A 17019-nucleotide genomic window follows, 5' to 3' on the forward strand; every position below is an offset into this window, starting at 1 on the left:
AGTTTCCAGTAACAAAACTGCTACTGGAAACTGGTTACTGAAAAAATTTATTCTTCTAACCTAACGTCTAATCCTAAACCTTTCAGTTCATGCATTAATACGTTAAACGATTCTGGTAAACCTGGTTCTGGCATAGACTCACCTTTTACAATACTTTCGTATGTTTTGGCTCTACCCATTACATCATCAGATTTTACAGTTAAGATTTCTCTTAAGATGCTTGATGCTCCATATGCCTCAAGTGCCCAAACTTCCATCTCTCCAAAACGTTGTCCTCCAAATTGTGCTTTACCACCTAAAGGTTGTTGTGTAATTAATGAGTATGGTCCTATAGAACGTGCGTGCATTTTATCTTCAATCATGTGTCCTAACTTAATCATATAAATGATACCAACTGTTGCTGGTTGGTCGAAACGTTTTCCTGTTCCACCATCATAAAGATAAGTATGACCAAATCTTGGTACACCTGCTTCATCAGTTATTCCATTAATTTGCTCTAAAGATGCTCCATCAAAAATTGGTGTTGCATATTTAGTTCCTAATTTCTGACCTGCCCAACCAAGAACAGTTTCATAAATCTGACCAATATTCATACGAGATGGTACCCCTAATGGATTTAAAACGATGTCTACTGGAGTTCCGTCTTCTAAGAAAGGCATGTCTTCTGCTCTTACAATACGAGCAACAATACCTTTATTTCCATGACGTCCTGCCATTTTATCACCTACTTTTAACTTACGTTTTTTAGCGATATATACTTTAGCTAATTTTAAAATTCCTGCTGGTAATTCATCACCTACAGAGATTGTAAATTTTTGACGTCTTAAAGAACCTTGCAAATCATTAACCTTGATTTTGTAGTTGTGAACTAACTCTCCTACTAAATCATTTAATTCTTTATCTGTTGTCCAAGAACCTGTTAAATGAATATAATCATCAACAGAATTTAACATTTTTAAAGTATATTTTTTACCTTTTGGTAAAACTTCTTCTCCTAAATCGTTAAATACACCTTGTGAGGTTTTTCCACTAATTAAAGTGAATAATTTCTCAATTAATTCGTCTTTTAAGCTTTCGAATTTAGAAACAAAAGATTGTTCTAAAGTTGCTACTGCTTCTTTATCTCTTAATCTTTTATTTTTATCTTTAACAGCTCTTCTAAATAATTTTTTATCAATTACTACACCTCTTAATGATGGAGAAGCTTTTAATGATGCATCTTTTACATCTCCTGCTTTATCACCAAAAATAGCACGTAATAACTTTTCTTCTGGAGTTGGGTCAGATTCTCCTTTTGGTGTAATCTTACCAATTAAGATATCACCAGGATTTACTTCTGCTCCAATTCTTATCATTCCATTTTCATCTAAATCTTTAGTAGCTTCTTCAGAAACGTTAGGAATATCATTAGTTAACTCTTCAGTTCCTAATTTTGTATCTCTTACGTCTAAAGAATACTCATCAATATGAATAGATGTAAATATGTCTTCGCGAACAACTTTTTCTGAAATTACGATGGCATCCTCAAAGTTATACCCTTTCCAAGGCATAAAGGCTACTTTCATATTTCTACCTAAAGCTAATTCTCCTTTTTGTGTTGCATAACCTTCACAAAGAACTTGTCCTTCTTCAACTCTATCACCAGTTTCTACAATAGGTTTTAGGTTGATAGATGTTCCTTGATTTGTTTTTCTAAATTTTATTAAGTTGTAAGAAACTTCATCAGAGTCAAAACTTACTAGTTTTTCTTCTTCTGATCTATCATACTTAATCGTAATTTTATTTGCATCTACGTACTTTACAACACCTGCTCCTTCTGCATTGATTAAGATTCTTGAATCTTTTGCCACTCTACGTTCTAAACCTGTACCAACAATTGGAGATTCTGGACGTAATAAAGGAACTGCTTGACGCATCATGTTTGATCCCATCAAAGCTCTATTCGCATCATCATGTTCTAAGAAAGGAATTAAAGATGCAGAAATTGATGCAATTTGATTTGGTGCAACATCCATATAATTAATCGCATCTGGATTAACAACAGGAAAATCACCTTCTTCTCTTGCAATAACTCTATCTAAAACAATAGTTCCATCTTCTTTTAGTTCTAAATTAGATTGGGCAATTTTCATACCTTCTTCCTCTTCTGCACTTAAGTAGATTGGTTCTTCTCCTGCAACAACTCCATTATCAACTTTACGATATGGCGTTTCTATAAACCCTAAGTTATTCACTTTTGCAAATACAGAAAGTGAAGATATTAAACCAATATTTGGTCCCTCAGGAGTTTCAATCGGACATAAACGACCATAATGTGTATAGTGTACATCACGAACCTCAAAACCTGCTCTTTCTCTTGATAAACCACCAGGACCAAGTGCAGATAATCTACGCTTATGTGTAATCTCTGCTAATGGATTGGTTTGATCCATAAATTGAGATAGCTGATTCGTTCCAAAGAAAGAATTAATTACAGACGATAATGTCTTTGCATTAATTAAGTCGATTGGAGTAAAAACCTCATTATCGCGCACATTCATACGCTCACGTATTGTTCTAGCCATACGTGCTAAACCAACACCAAACTGACCTGCTAATTGCTCTCCAACTGTTCTTACACGTCTATTAGATAAGTGATCTATATCATCTACTTCTGCCTTAGAATTAATTAACTCGATTAAATATTTAATAATTGTTATAATATCTAATTTTGTTAATACTTTTTGATCTATAGGCTCATTTAACTGAAGTTTTGTGTTCATTCTAAAACGACCAACTTCACCTAAATTATAACGTTGTTCAGAAAAGAATAACTTATCTATAATACCTCTTGCAGTTTCTTCATCTGGCGGTTCTGCATTACGTAATTGTCTATAGATATGTTCTACTGCTTCTTTTTCTGAATTTGTAGGATCTTTTTGTAAAGTATTGTGAATAATAGCATAATCTGCCATATCATTATCTACTTTATGTAGTAAAATGGTTTTAGCTCCTGCTTCTATTATTTCATCAATATGTTCTTTTTCTAAAATTGTATCTCGATCAAAAATAATTTCATTTCTTTCGATTGATACAACTTCTCCAGTATCTTCATCCACAAAATCTTCATGCCAAGTTTTTAAAACTCTAGCTGCTAATTTGCGACCTAACACTTTTTTAAGACCAGCTTTAGAAACTTTTACTTCTTCTGCTAAGTCAAAAATTTCTAAAATATCTTTATCTCTTTCAAAACCAATGGCTCTGAATAATGTTGTTACTGGTAATTTTTTCTTTCTATCAATATAAGCATACATTACTTGATTGATATCGGTAGCAAACTCAATCCAAGATCCTTTAAAAGGAATTACTCTTGCTGAATATAATTTTGTACCATTTGCGTGGAAAGATTGCCCAAAAAATACACCAGGTGATCTGTGTAATTGAGAAACGACCACACGCTCTGCACCGTTAATTACAAAGGTACCAGAGTTTGTCATATAAGGGATTGTACCAAGATAAACGTCTTGTACAATTGTTTCGAAGTCTTCGTGTTCTGGATCTGTACAATATAATTTTAGACGTGCTTTTAAAGGTACACTATGTGTAAGACCTCTCTCAATACATTCTTGAATTGAATATCTTGGTGGGTCTACAAAGTAGTCTAAAAATTCTAATACAAATTGATTTCTTGTATCTGTAATTGGAAAGTTATCCATAAAGGTTTTATACAAACCTTCTTCACCTCTTTCTTCTGCTTTAGTTTGAAGTTGGAAAAAATCTTGAAAAGATTTCACCTGAATATCCAAGAAATCTGGATACTCCTTAATCATTTGAGAAGTTGCGAAGTTGATTCTTTCAGTAGTGTTTTTCGTTGCCAAAAGAGAATATTTTTTTTGATTAAAATCTGAATTAAAATAAAGAACGAATATATACACAAAATGGTTTAGGCCTAAAAACCAAAGTTCTTAGTACCTAAACCTAAATTTGTTTTCCTGCTAAACCCTAGGCCTAATCAGGAATTGTTAGCTTACTTAAGCTCTACTTCAGCTCCAGCTTCTTCTAAAGATTTTTTAAGACCTTCTGCCTCATCTTTAGATACACCTTCTTTTACTGCTGCAGGAGCACTATCTACGATACCTTTAGCTTCTTTTAATCCTAAACCAGTTAATTCTTTAACTAATTTTACTACTGCAAGTTTAGAACCACCTGCTGCAGTTAAGATTACGTCAAACTCTGTTTGCTCATCTGCTGCATCATCTCCACCACCTGCTGCTGGTCCTGCTACTGCTACTGCTGCTGCTGCAGGCTCGATACCATACTCATCTTTTAAAATAGTAGCTAATTCATTAACTTCTTTTACTGTTAAGTTAACTAATTGCTCTGCGAAATCTTTTAATTCTGCCATTTTAATTGTTTTTAAAAATTTTATTTATTTTAGTTTATTTGTGCGCGTAATTATTTTTCAGATAATGTTTTGATAATACCTGAAAGTGTTTGACCACCTGATTGTAATGCTGAAATAACATTTTTAGCTGGTGATTGTAATAATCCAATGATTTCTCCAATCAATTCTTCTTTAGATTTAATGTCTACTAAAGCATCTAATTGATCATCACCAATGTAAACAGATTCCTCTGCAAATGCACCTTTTAATAAAGGTCTATCTTTAGTTTTCTTTCTAAATTCTTTGATTAATTTTGCTGGAGCATTTGCTGCTTCAGAAATCATCATTGATGTATTACCTTTTAAAACTGATGGTAAGTCTCCAAATTCTTTATCTGAAGCTTCCATTGCTTTTTCAAGTAACGTATTTTTAACAACTGATAACTGAACACCTGCTTTAAAACAAGCTCTTCTTAAATTAGAAGTAGTCTGTGCATCTAAACCAGATATATCTGCTAAGTATAATGTGTTAGTCTCTGCTAATACTGCTGTTAAATCTTGTATTACTTGTGATTTCTCTTCTCTAGTCATAATTATAAGTTTTAACGTATTAAACAGCTTTCACATCAACCTCAATAGAAGGACTCATTGTACTTGACATGTAAACGCTCTTTACATAAGTACCTTTTGCGGTTGTTGGTTTTAATTTAATAATTGTTTGTATTAATTCGTTTGCATTTTCTTCAATTTTCTTAGCATCAAAAGATACTTTTCCAATTGCAGCATGAACGATACCAGTTTTATCAACTTTAAAATCGATTTTACCAGCTTTTACATCTTGAACAGCTTTTGAAACATCCATTGTTACTGTACCTGTTTTTGGGTTAGGCATTAAACCTCTAGGACCTAAAATTCTTCCTAAAGGACCTAATTTACCCATTACACTAGGCATGGTAATAATTACGTCTACATCTGTCCATCCTCCTTTAATTTTTTGAAGGTACTCATCTAACCCAACATAATCTGCACCTGCTGCTGTAGCGTCTGCTTCTTTATCTGGAGTTACTAATGCTAAAACTTTTACATCTTTACCAGTTCCATGAGGTAGTGTTACTACACCTCTAACCATTTGGTTTGCTTTACGTGGATCAACTCCTAAACGAATTGCTAAATCTACTGATGCATCAAACTTTACATTAGTAATGTCTTTGACTAGCGCTGAAGCAGCTGCTAAATCATAAGATTGAGTTTTATCAACCTTAGCGTAAGCTTCTTTTTGCTTTTTTGTTAATTTTGCCATTTTACTACTTTTTATAAAGTTTATGCAGGTGCATTACCTTTTACTGTTAATCCCATAGAACGAGCTGTACCTGCAATCATTCGCATTGCTGAAGAAACTTCAAAGGCATTTAAATCTACCATTTTATCTTCTGCAATTACTTTAATTTGATCCCAAGTAACAGATGCTACTTTTTTCCTGTTTGGTTCTCCTGAACCTTTTTTAATTTTGGCCGCTTCTAGTAACTGAACTGCTGCAGGAGGAGTTTTTACGACGAAATCAAATGATTTGTCTTTGAAAACAGTAATAACAACAGGTAAAACTTTACCTTGTTTGTCTTGCGTTCTTGCATTGAACTGTTTACAAAACTCCATAATGTTAACACCAGCAGCTCCTAAAGCGGGTCCGACCGGCGGCGATGGATTCGCTGCGCCTCCCCTTACTTGTAATTTAACTACTTTACTAACTTCTTTTGCCATTTTTAAATGTTTAATGATTTATTTTAAGTTGGAAGCCAAAAAATAAATCGGTATATATATTTGTGTAACAATTATATCTTTTCTACTTGCATATAACTTAATTCCAATGGTGTTTTTCTTCCGAATATTTTAACCATTACTTCAAGTTTACGCTTTTCTTCATATACTTTTTCAATAGTTCCGTCAAATCCATTAAAAGGACCATCAACAACTTTTACAGTTTCACCAGTATTAAAAGGAATAGCAATGTTTTCATCTTGAACTGAAAGTTCATCAACTTTACCTAACATTCTATTTACTTCGGATTTACGCATAGGAACAGGTTCTCCACCTTTTGTTTCACCTAAAAAACCTATAACACCAGTAATTGCTTTTATAACATGAGGAACTTCTCCTGAAAGATTCGCCTCAACCATAATATATCCTGGAAAGTAAACTCTTTCTCTATTAACTTTTTTCCCATTTCTAATTTGAACAACTTTTTCTGTTGGTACGATAACCTGACTTACATAATCTGATAATCCAACTCTAGAAATTTCTGTTTCAATGTATGCTTTTACTTTATTTTCTTGTCCACCAATGGCTCTAACAACATACCATTTCATTACTGAATCAGTTGCCATAATTAACTTGGTTTAAACATTTCAAAAAAGTTATCTAATCCCGTTTGAAAAACATAATCTATACCAGCTACTGCTAATGCGAATAAAATTGTAAAAACTGCAACAGTTACAGTTGTTTTTTGCGCATCTTCCTTAGAAATCCACGTCATGTGATTACTTAATTCGTCAAAAGAATCTCTGATATATTGTATAAAGTTCATCTTACTTATTTTATTTTGCACGGATTGAGGGACTCGAACCCCCGACACCTGGTTTTGGAGACCAGTGCTCTACCAACTGAGCTAAACCCGTCTCTATTATTTATTCATAAAGGCGTCCCGTAAAAACGGGACACCCTTTAAATTTATTAATTAATAAACTAATTGAATTTAGTCTAATAATTCAGTTACTTGACCAGCTCCAACAGTTCTACCTCCCTCACGGATTGCAAAACGTAAACCAACATTTAATGCGATTGGCTGAATTAAGTCTACTGTAATTGTTAAGTTATCTCCTGGCATTACCATTTCAACTCCTGAAGGCAAGTTAATTGTACCTGTAACATCTGTAGTTCTCACATAGAACTGCGGACGGTAGTTGTTATGGAATGGAGTATGACGTCCACCTTCTTCTTTTTTAAGAACATATACCTCTGCCTTAAATTTAGCATGTGGAGTTACAGAACCTGGCTTACAGATTACCATACCTCTTTTAATATCTTCTTTTGCGATACCTCTTAATAAAATACCTGCATTATCTCCAGCTTCACCTCTATCTAAGATTTGACGGAACATTTCAATACCAGTAATAGTAGAAGACATTTTTTCTGCTCCCATACCAATAATATCTACAACATCTCCTGTATTAGCAATACCAGTTTCGATACGACCTGTAGCTACAGTTCCACGACCAGTAATTGAGAATACATCTTCAACAGGCATTAAGAAATCTTTATCAACCTCTCTTAATGGCTCTTCAATCCAAGTATCACAAGCTTCCATTAATTCTAAAACTGTATCAACCCATTTTTGCTCACCATTTAAAGCCCCTAAAGCAGAACCAGAAACAACAGGACCATTATCTCCATCATATTCATAAAAAGATAACAATTCTCTTACTTCCATATCTACTAATTCTAAAAGCTCCTCATCATCAACCATATCTACTTTGTTTAAGAAAACAACGATACGAGGAATCCCTACTTGACGACCTAATAAGATGTGCTCTCTAGTTTGTGGCATAGGACCATCAGTTGCAGCAACAACTAAAATAGCACCATCCATTTGAGCAGCACCAGTTACCATGTTCTTTACATAATCCGCGTGACCTGGACAATCTACGTGAGCATAGTGACGATTAGCTGTTTGATATTCTACATGTGAAGTATTAATTGTAATACCTCTTTCTTTTTCTTCTGGAGCATTATCAATCTGATCAAAAGATCTAGCTTCAGAGAATCCTGCATCAGCTAATACTTTAGTAATAGCCGCAGTTAAAGTTGTTTTACCGTGATCTACGTGCCCGATAGTACCAATATTCAAGTGTGGTTTCGAACGGTCAAAAGTTCCTTTTGCCATAATTATTGATTTTAATTCTTAGTTTAAATATATTTAGTGTCTAATAATACGTATTAATTGAGCCAGCGATGGGATTTGAACCCACGACCTCATCCCTACCAAGGATGTGCTCTACCAACTGAGCTACACCGGCTTTATTGGTATTAATTTGAGAAAGACAGGATTTACTTCGACTGCGCTAAACACAAGCTCCTAACCCCATCTATTTGCTGCTAAAAAAATAAAGTATAAAACTAAATTCTTTTTTACAACAAAACTCTTTGAGCGAAAGACCGGGTTCGAACCGGCGACATTCAGCTTGGAAGGCTGACGCTCTACCAACTGAGCTACTTTCGCAAAATGTAAATTGTGGGGAGAGCAGGATTCGAACCTGCGAAGACATAGTCAACGGAGTTACAGTCCGTCCTCGTTGGCCGCTTGAGTATCTCCCCTGTAATTTACTATTTTAATGAACTTATTTTTTATTGTTTTTGAGCCGATGGAGGGACTCGAACCCACGACCTGCTGATTACAAATCAGCTGCTCTAGCCAGCTGAGCTACATCGGCTTTTATTGCAAAAAAACAACCCGCTATTTCTAACGGATTGCAAATGTATAAAGTTTTTTTATAATCTAAAACTTTTTGTAATTATTTTTTCTCTTTTTTTTCTCTTTTTATGAAATCAAAGAATCTCTGTGTTTTTCTTTTGATCTTTTTAATTGTCTTTTAAGGTTATCTACCGAAGAATTTACACCTTCTTCAAAGGTTTTTGTTTCTCTTTTTATAATTAATTCGCTTCCAGGAATATTTATTTTTACTTCTGTTAATTTATTTTCTTTATCACTTGTATTTAAAACTTTTAAAAAAACTTCTGCATCTACAATTTTATCGTGGAATTTTGTTAATGACGAAACTTTCTCTTCTACGAATTTGATTAACTCTTTGTCTGCATTAAAGTTTACGGATTGTGTGAATACTTTCATACTTCATTCATTTTTTATTGCTCCTAGGGTGAGCTTGGTTATACACTTTTTTTATGGCATCAAGACTATTATGTGTATAGACTTGAGTGGAAGCTAAAGATGAATGCCCTAGCAATTCTTTAACTGAGTTTAAATCTGCCCCTTCATTTAAGAGATGCGTAGCAAACGAATGTCTTAAAATATGAGGACTTTTTTTCTCTTTTGAAGAGACTCTACTAAAGTAAGAATTTATAATTCTGTAAACAAGAGTTTCGTATATTTTATTTCCTCTTTTTGTAATAAAAAGTTCTTCTAAACCTGTTGAAAATTCTTGCTTTAAGTCTAGATATTGTTTTAATGTTTGAATTACAGAATTTAACAAAGGAATAAACCTTTCTTTATTTCTTTTTCCTAGAACCTTAATGGTCTGATCCGAAAGGTTAATATCTTTTTCTTTTATATTTATAAGTTCAATTCTTCTAACTCCTGTGGAATAAAAAAGCTCTACAATTAATTTGTTTCTAATTGATGTAAAATCGTTGTCTACCTCTAACTCATTAATTGCTGCATTTATTTCTTTTGGACTAAAAGGAACTTGTACTTTCTTCTCTACTTTGAGCGCTCTATGTTTGGAAAGTGGGTTTACAGTAATTTGATGTGTTTTTTGTAAAAATTTATAAAACGACTTTAAAGAACTTATTTTTCTATTAATGGTTCTATTTGATATTTTTAAATCTACTAAAGAAACAATCCAATTTCTAACCTGACTATAATTGACTTCAGATACGTTTTCTTGATTATACTCCGTAACCAAAAAATCTCTAAAAGAAATTAAATCGTTTTTGTACGCTGTTATTGTATGTATAGAATACTTTTTTTCTAAAGACAAATATTCTAAAAATGCGTTTATCAATGGTTAGTGGTTAGTGGTTAGTGGTTAGTGGTTAGTAAAATTACAAAATTTTATGCATAAAAAAATCTCGTATCAAAAATTGATACGAGATTTAATTTTTTAAGAATTAGATTCTGATTCTATCAGAATTAGTTTAACTTGTAATTTTTACTTCGTCTTTTGGATTTGTAAAAATTGAGTTTCACTAACCTACTTCTTCTTGTGTTCTTAATTTTTGAACGTAAGATGCTTTAATTCTTTGAGCTCTCTTAGCAACAGATGGCTTTGTAAAGTTTTTTCTGTTACGCAAGTTTTTCATAGTCTTTGTACGATCAAATTTTCTTTTGTAACGTTTTAAAGCTCTATCTATATTTTCTCCTTCTTTAATTGGTATAATTAACATAAGTTGGCACCTCCCTTCATAAGTATCTTAAATATTTTTAAACAGTTAAACTGTTGATTTATAGTTTTTGGACTGCAAAGATAAATATTAATTATGAATTACAATTTAATTTTGCAATTTCTTTTATAAAGTGGTTTGCGTTAGGGATTGAAATGGCATCCTTTTTTATGCTAAACTCGATTCGATATTTGTTTTGATTATTTTACTTACTTTTTTTAAATTGAAAGATGCTGAACTAAATTCAGTATAAAAAAGATATAATGGAAAGCCCGACCTTTAGGAAACGCCCTAAATAGTTGTTAGTTGTTAGTTGTTAGCAAAAATAAAATTTTCCAGCTTTTGAAACTTTGAAACTAAATATACTATGTTGCTGGTTTGTATTCTTTCTTATCGATTACCATTTTTGCGATAATTGAAAATAATTTTCGCAAAAGGGCAATCAAAAAAAACTAAGTTGCTGGTTTATACTCCTTTTTATCAATTACCATTTTTGCGATAATCTCTTTTAGGATTTCAGAAGTTCCTCCTCCTATAGGACCTAATCTACTGTCTCTTAGTAAACGAGCCATTGGATATTCTTCCATATAACCATAACCTCCTAATAATTGCAGCGCATCGTAAATAACTTCGTCTGCCATTTTTGTTGACAATAATTTAGACATACTTGCCTCTTTTACAACATACTGACCGTCATTTAAACGCTTGGTAATTGAATAATTATATTCTTTACACATGTCTACTCTACTTGCCATTTCTGCAATTTTGTGCCTTAATACTTGAAATCTGTCTAAAGACTTCCCAAAAGCAACTCTTTCTTCCATATATTTAATAGCATAATCCATTGCAAATTCTGCTCTTGCATGTGCATTTACACCCATTATTAAACGCTCTAAAGCAAAGTGTTGCATAATGTATGGAAACCCTTTACCTTCTTCTCCCATTAAATTTTCTGCTGGAATTTCTACATTATCAAAAGCAATTTCTCCTGTATCTGATGCTTTCCAACCTAATTTATCTAATTTGGTTGCTGATACTCCTTTAGAATCTCTATCTACAACAAATATGCTGATTCCTTTATATTTGTCTGAAGGATCTGTTTTTGCTGCAACAATTAAATAATCTGAGTAGACTCCGTTTGTAATAAAGGTTTTTGAACCATTTAAAATATACTTATCTCCTTGCTTGATTGCTGTAGATCGCATTCCTGCAACATCACTCCCACCAAAAGGTTCTGTGATACATAAACAACCAACCAAGTCTCCTTCTACACTTGGTGCTAAATATTTTTTCTTTTGAAAATTGTTACCTTCTTTATTCAAATGCGTCATTGCTAAATATACATGTGCCCACATTGCTGCTGCAAATCCGCCAGAATTAATTTTTTGCAATTCTTCTAAAAAGATAACTGTATAAAATAAATCTAGATTCATACCTCCAAATTCTTCTGGAGTATTCAAACCAAAATAACCCATTTCTCCAAATTTCTTCCATATAAAACGTTCTATGGTTCCTGTTTTTTCCCATTTTTCTATATGAGGTACTACCTCTTTTTGTAAAAACTCTTTGAAACTTGCACGAAAAGATTCGTGTTCTTCAGTAAAATACATACTGTTCATTAGGCTTGAAATTTGTTTGTTTATTCAGCCACCAAATATAAGACTATTCTATCATACTTTTCTAAAGGAAAACCATCGATATTTTTTAATTCTGAAATATGTTGAAGTTCTGCAACTTCATCTCTATAGTTAAAAATTTTCTTACAGAGTTCGTAATCTATATAAGGATTTTTTAATAACTGCTTGAATTCTATTGTATTTACATTTTGTTTTTTAATAATCGGTTTTTCTATGATTTTAAAAACTGAAAGTACTTTTTGAACAACTTCTTTATCTAAGCCCCAAACTTCATTAAGTTGACTTTCGAAAGAAAATCCTTGTAATTTAGAACGATACTTAATAATTCTTTCTGAAAAAGCTGGGCCAATTCCACTGATTGTTTGTAAATCTTCTGCTGTTGCTTTGTTAATGTCTGTAGTTGATAATTTTATTGCTTTCTTTTTATAAGAATTGTTATAACTAGATTTCTCTACTTCACTCGAAATGGCTCCTCGTTTTGAATTTTGTTGGTTTCTTTTTACAACCCAATCTGGAAATTTAAAATAAGGTGCAATTTTATTGAGTAAACTATCTGATATTTTTGTTACTTGTTGAAATTCTTTTTTAGAATTGACAAACTTATTTTTTTCTCTAAATGCTAATAATCTATCAATTTCTTCTAAAGACATTCCTAATTGCTCACCTTTATAATCTGTGATATAATTAGGGTTGAATGGATAAATCTTTGGTTTTCGGTTTTCTAATTCTATGGTTTTTAAACTATCTATCTGTTTATGATATGCTAAAATTTGTGGCGAATCTTTTTCTATTTTTTCATCGGAAGAAAAATCACCAAAAACAATAAAAGATTGTAAGGTGATAATAAGAATTGCCAATAAAAAAATCCCATTTCTTTGGTTTTTGTTATACCAGAAATGGGATTTAAATATTTTCATAAATTACTTTTTACGCTTCTCTACTTTTAATAGCATTCATGTACTTGGCTAATTCTGCTTTTACTTTTGGAGCTAAAATTACCAAACCAATCATATTAGGAACCATCATAGCAAATACCATGGCATCTGAGAAACCAATTACAGAACCTAGACTTGCTGCAGCACCAATTACTACGAAGATACAGAAAATTACTTTATAAGTATATTCCATTTTTTTAGATCTTCCGAATAAATATACCCAACCTTGAAAACCATAATAAGACCAAGAAATCATAGAACTAAATGCGAATAATACAACTGCAACTGTTAATACATAAGGGAACCAAGAAATCGCTGACTCGAATGCTCCAGAAGTTAATAAAATTGCTTGTGCATCATTTAAAGAAGCATTTTCTGCAGCTACATTTCCTGTAATAATTAATACTAAAGCTGTCATTGTACAAACCACAACAGTATCAATAAATGGTTCTAATAACGCAACCATTCCTTCACTTGCTGCATATTTTGTTTTTACTGCTGAATGCGCAATAGAAGCAGATCCAATACCAGCTTCGTTTGAAAAAGCTGCTCTTCTAAATCCTTGTACTAAAACTCCAACTGCTCCACCTGCAATTCCTTCTGGACTAAATGCACCGTTAAAAATTTGACCAAACGCTTCACCAATCATATCGTAATTATAGAAAATTACATATAAAGATGCTGCTACATAAATTGCCACCATAAAAGGCACAATTTTGTCTGTTACTTTTGCTATTTTTTTGATTCCTCCAATAATAACAACACCTACTAATACTGCCATTACTATACCAAAAGCCCAACCATATCCGTTTAAGAAAGACTCTTTACCACCAGTTATATTCTCTACTAATTGAAACGCTTGGTTTACCTGAAACATGTTACCTCCACCAAAAGAACCTCCAATTACAAAGATTGCAAATAATGCTGCCAATATTTTTCCTAAAGTTTTGTTTTTTAATCCTTTTGTTAAATAGTACATTGGCCCACCATAAACGGTTCCATCTGCTTCTATATCTCTATATTTTACACCTAATGTACATTCTACAAACTTAGATGCCATTCCTAAAAAACCTGCAATAATCATCCAAAAAGTAGCACCTGCACCACCAATAGAAACTGCAATTGCTACACCTGCAATATTACCCAAACCAACAGTTGCAGACAATGCTGCTGTTAGTGCTTGGAAGTGAGAAACCTCTCCTTCATGACCTTCTACTCTAATAGTATCTGGATTATCTTCTTCGCCTGTAAACTCTGATTTTGCGATTTCTACTTTATGGTCTTTTCTTCCTTCTAAATCATCATATTTACCTCTAACAATATTTATAGATGTAAAAAAACCTTTAAAGTTGATAAAATTAAAATAAAAAGTAAAATATAATGCTCCTAAAATTAACGGAAATAACACCCAATATACACTGATTGTATCTGTAAATGGTATTTGATAAAAAACAATATCTACAAACCAGCCAGTTGCATTACCAAATGCCTCATCTATCTGTTGATCTAATCCTTTTTCTTGTGCAAATGTTAATAATGGTGCTGCTAAAAGCAACAATGAAAGAAGTTTTTTCTTCATAATGTAATTAGTTAGTTTATAATTATCGGTTCGCAATATCATAAAAAATTGAACTTTTGACAACTTTTAAGCGTTAAATATGATTTTTATATTAAGGTTTCTTTAAATTTTTGTAAATCTTCTTTAAAAGATGTTGGATAAAAATCTAATTCTTTATTTGTCTTTGTTAAATCGAAACCTGTTTTTGCTGGTCTTGCTGCTCTTTGATTTAAAGTTGATGTAGCTATGGGTTTTATAAAGTTTTTATCTAGTTGAAAAGCATCTGCAATTTGTTGCGCAATTTCATAAACACTTAGCAACTCTTTTGAGGAGATGTTATAAATACCTGTTGCTTTTTTATCCATAGAAATTTTACAAGCCATTGCCAACTCTTCTACATAAGTTGGCATTCTATATTGGTCGTTTACAATGGTTATTTCTTTTTCTTGCTCTAACATTGCTTTTACCCAAAGTACAATGTTACTTCTACTCATATCAAACACTTTCCCAAAAACCAGAATAGTTCTAAGAATTGTAAAGTTTATAGTAGAATTTGTTAAAACTTCTTCTGATTTCAACTTAGACAAACCATAGTAACTTAATGGGTTTGGAGTATCAGTTTCTTTGTAATAGCCTTTCTTACCATCAAAAATAAAATCTGTAGAAATATGAATTAAATGTGCGTTGATTTTTTTTGAAATTTCTACCAACCATCTAACCACAGTTACATTTAATAAATCACAAGCTTCTTTATTTATTTCGCAATCATCTACTTGAGTCATTGCTGCTGTGTTGATGATAAAATTTGGCTGAATCTCTAAAATCGAACTTTTTAGTTTTTCTTTATCAGTAATATCAATAGAAATGTAAGAAAAATCTTCTCTACCACTTCTATTTTCTCCTCTTGAGAAACCAAAAACTTCGTATTTTTCTTTTTCTTTTAATAATAAATTTAATAATGATTGGCCAAGCAAACCATTACTCCCTGTAATTATTACTTTATTCATTTTTTTTTATAATTATGAGATTTTTGTCCATTTAAAACAACAGTATCCTAAAACAATTCTCTTAATTTTATAATTTGTTCTGGTCTTCCTAAAACTATTAAGTGAGAGTCTTCTATTAACTTAACATTTGCTTCAGGATTAATTATATAATCTTTATCAGGATTTCTATAACCAATTACTGTACAGCCAGTTTGCCTTCTTAAATCCAAATCTAAAATAGTTTTATTTAAGTATTTTTTTGGCAACTCATTTACATCAATCTCCTCTAAATTTGCAGTAGTTTCTCCTTCTATAGTTAATCTGTCTACAAATTCGATTACATCTGGTGTGGTTACTAAAGATGCCATGTGATTTCCACCCAATTTATCTGGCATAATTACGTTATCTGCACCAGCTATTTTTAATTTGCTGTAAGAAGATTCGTTTGAAGCTCTACTAATAACTTTACAATTCTTATTTAATTGACTCGCTGTTAAAACCACAAATAAGTTATTTGCGTCAGAAGGTAAAGCTGTTATTAAATAAGATGCTTTTTCTATACCTGCATTTAATAATGTTTCATCTAAAGTTGCGTCTCCATTAATATTTAATAAATCTTCTGAATCTAAATATTCAGACATTTCTTTATCTTTTTCTACAACCACAAAATCTTTATTGTAGTTTTTTAGTTTTAAAATTGCCTGTTTTCCATTTCTTCCATAACCACAAACAATGGTGTGCCCTTTTAAATTTGCTATTTGTTTTTCCACTTTTCTATGTTTAAAATGTTCAAATAATCTACCACTTACTAAATATTCTGAAAATGATGAAACTGCATAACCAAAAACTGAAATACTAGTTAAAATTAAAAAAATTGTAAAAATTTTCTCTTCAGATGTAAATGGCTGCACTTCTCCAAAACCTACTGTAGTTATAGTTATAACAGTCATGTACAGTGCATTTACAAAAGAATAATTAGAAAGTAACATGTACCCAACTGTTCCTATTGTAATTATAGAAATTACGAGAAATAATGTTTTATTAATTTTAGATTTTAGTAAATTCATTGTTTATAAGTCAAAAACCGAACTTCTTTTAGTATAAACCATATCTTTTAATTTTAATAAGAATGCCAAAGTAAGGTACAAACCAAAAGACAAACCTACTGTAAAAAAAGTAACGTAAATAAAAAACAGGCGTACATTTAATGCACGTATTCCTAGCCTGTCTGCAAATCTTGAAAAAACTCCAAAACCATTTCTTTCTAAAAAATGTCTGATAGAATTTATAAATTTCATTCTTTTTTCTTTAATTTCAAAGATACCATTTTATAATAATTTGAGTTCGGCTTAACAATAAAAATGAATTGG

At 31.8% G+C, this 17019-nt stretch carries 17 protein-coding genes and 5 tRNA genes; all 22 read right to left on the reverse strand.

Translation table 11 applies throughout. From position 1 onward, the window contains the following. Positions 1-47 precede the first annotated feature (47 nt). Positions 48-3857 carry a DNA-directed RNA polymerase subunit beta gene (gene rpoB, locus ACY2RW_RS11605; RefSeq protein WP_490122899.1) on the reverse strand — a complete coding sequence of 1270 codons (3810 nt, stop codon included), beginning with the start codon at positions 3855-3857 and terminating at the stop codon, positions 48-50. 149 nt (positions 3858-4006) lie between these two features. Further along, complete coding sequence (rplL, locus tag ACY2RW_RS11610; RefSeq protein ID WP_208078166.1) at positions 4007-4384, reverse strand: 50S ribosomal protein L7/L12; 378 nt, start codon at positions 4382-4384, stop codon at positions 4007-4009. Between the two features lie 50 nt (positions 4385-4434). Further along, the gene (gene rplJ / locus ACY2RW_RS11615) at positions 4435-4953 is read right to left on the reverse strand and encodes a 50S ribosomal protein L10 (RefSeq protein ID WP_490122900.1); all 519 of its coding nucleotides are present in this window, start codon (positions 4951-4953) and stop codon (positions 4435-4437) included. A gap of 19 nt (positions 4954-4972) precedes the next feature. Beyond that, positions 4973-5662: a 50S ribosomal protein L1 gene (rplA, locus tag ACY2RW_RS11620; RefSeq protein ID WP_490122901.1), complete on the reverse strand. Its 690-nt coding sequence runs from the start codon at positions 5660-5662 to the stop codon at positions 4973-4975. A 20-nt stretch (positions 5663-5682) separates the two neighbouring features. After that, a complete protein-coding gene (gene rplK / locus ACY2RW_RS11625) occupies positions 5683-6120 on the reverse strand; it encodes a 50S ribosomal protein L11 (protein WP_490122902.1) in 438 nt (145 codons plus the stop codon). Positions 6121-6191: 71 nt separating this feature from the next. Next, the gene (nusG, locus tag ACY2RW_RS11630; protein ID WP_490122903.1) at positions 6192-6743 is read right to left on the reverse strand and encodes a transcription termination/antitermination protein NusG; all 552 of its coding nucleotides are present in this window, start codon (positions 6741-6743) and stop codon (positions 6192-6194) included. 2 nt (positions 6744-6745) lie between these two features. Next, the gene (gene secE, locus ACY2RW_RS11635) at positions 6746-6943 is read right to left on the reverse strand and encodes a preprotein translocase subunit SecE (protein WP_490122904.1); all 198 of its coding nucleotides are present in this window, start codon (positions 6941-6943) and stop codon (positions 6746-6748) included. Positions 6944-6961: 18 nt separating this feature from the next. Next, positions 6962-7034 (reverse strand) — tRNA-Trp (locus ACY2RW_RS11640). A gap of 77 nt (positions 7035-7111) precedes the next feature. Then, on the reverse strand, positions 7112-8299 hold the full coding sequence (tuf, locus tag ACY2RW_RS11645) for an elongation factor Tu (RefSeq protein WP_462860672.1): 1188 nt from the start codon (positions 8297-8299) through the stop codon (positions 7112-7114). Between the two features lie 60 nt (positions 8300-8359). Next, a tRNA-Thr gene (locus ACY2RW_RS11650) sits at positions 8360-8432 on the reverse strand. Positions 8433-8562: 130 nt separating this feature from the next. Continuing rightward, positions 8563-8635: transfer RNA gene (locus ACY2RW_RS11655), tRNA-Gly, on the reverse strand. A gap of 13 nt (positions 8636-8648) precedes the next feature. Further along, a tRNA-Tyr gene (locus ACY2RW_RS11660) sits at positions 8649-8730 on the reverse strand. A gap of 42 nt (positions 8731-8772) precedes the next feature. Further along, a tRNA-Thr gene (locus ACY2RW_RS11665) sits at positions 8773-8846 on the reverse strand. A gap of 107 nt (positions 8847-8953) precedes the next feature. Then, entirely contained in the window at positions 8954-9262 is a 309-nt protein-coding gene (gene hpf / locus ACY2RW_RS11670) for a ribosome hibernation-promoting factor, HPF/YfiA family (protein WP_490122905.1), read from the reverse strand. A 7-nt stretch (positions 9263-9269) separates the two neighbouring features. After that, the gene (locus tag ACY2RW_RS11675; protein WP_490122906.1) at positions 9270-10154 is read right to left on the reverse strand and encodes a tyrosine-type recombinase/integrase; all 885 of its coding nucleotides are present in this window, start codon (positions 10152-10154) and stop codon (positions 9270-9272) included. Between the two features lie 184 nt (positions 10155-10338). Continuing rightward, a complete protein-coding gene (gene rpsU, locus ACY2RW_RS11680; protein ID WP_088323159.1) occupies positions 10339-10536 on the reverse strand; it encodes a 30S ribosomal protein S21 in 198 nt (65 codons plus the stop codon). A 449-nt stretch (positions 10537-10985) separates the two neighbouring features. Further along, positions 10986-12152, reverse strand: coding sequence for an acyl-CoA dehydrogenase family protein (locus tag ACY2RW_RS11685; protein WP_490122907.1), 1167 nt, complete (start codon positions 12150-12152; stop codon positions 10986-10988). Positions 12153-12172: 20 nt separating this feature from the next. Continuing rightward, positions 12173-13087 (reverse strand): helix-hairpin-helix domain-containing protein, encoded by a 915-nt coding sequence (locus ACY2RW_RS11690; RefSeq protein WP_490122908.1) that lies wholly within the window; start codon positions 13085-13087, stop codon positions 12173-12175. A 10-nt stretch (positions 13088-13097) separates the two neighbouring features. Continuing rightward, positions 13098-14684, reverse strand: coding sequence for an alanine/glycine:cation symporter family protein (locus ACY2RW_RS11695; RefSeq protein WP_490122909.1), 1587 nt, complete (start codon positions 14682-14684; stop codon positions 13098-13100). An 86-nt stretch (positions 14685-14770) separates the two neighbouring features. Further along, entirely contained in the window at positions 14771-15670 is a 900-nt protein-coding gene (locus ACY2RW_RS11700; protein WP_490122910.1) for an SDR family oxidoreductase, read from the reverse strand. Between the two features lie 47 nt (positions 15671-15717). Beyond that, positions 15718-16716 (reverse strand): potassium channel family protein, encoded by a 999-nt coding sequence (locus ACY2RW_RS11705; protein ID WP_490122911.1) that lies wholly within the window; start codon positions 16714-16716, stop codon positions 15718-15720. A 3-nt stretch (positions 16717-16719) separates the two neighbouring features. Further along, the gene (locus ACY2RW_RS11710) at positions 16720-16947 is read right to left on the reverse strand and encodes a PspC domain-containing protein (RefSeq protein ID WP_490122912.1); all 228 of its coding nucleotides are present in this window, start codon (positions 16945-16947) and stop codon (positions 16720-16722) included. Between the last annotated feature and the right edge of the window lie 72 nt (positions 16948-17019).

It is taken from the genome of Polaribacter sp. 2305UL8-11, assembly GCF_058147165.1.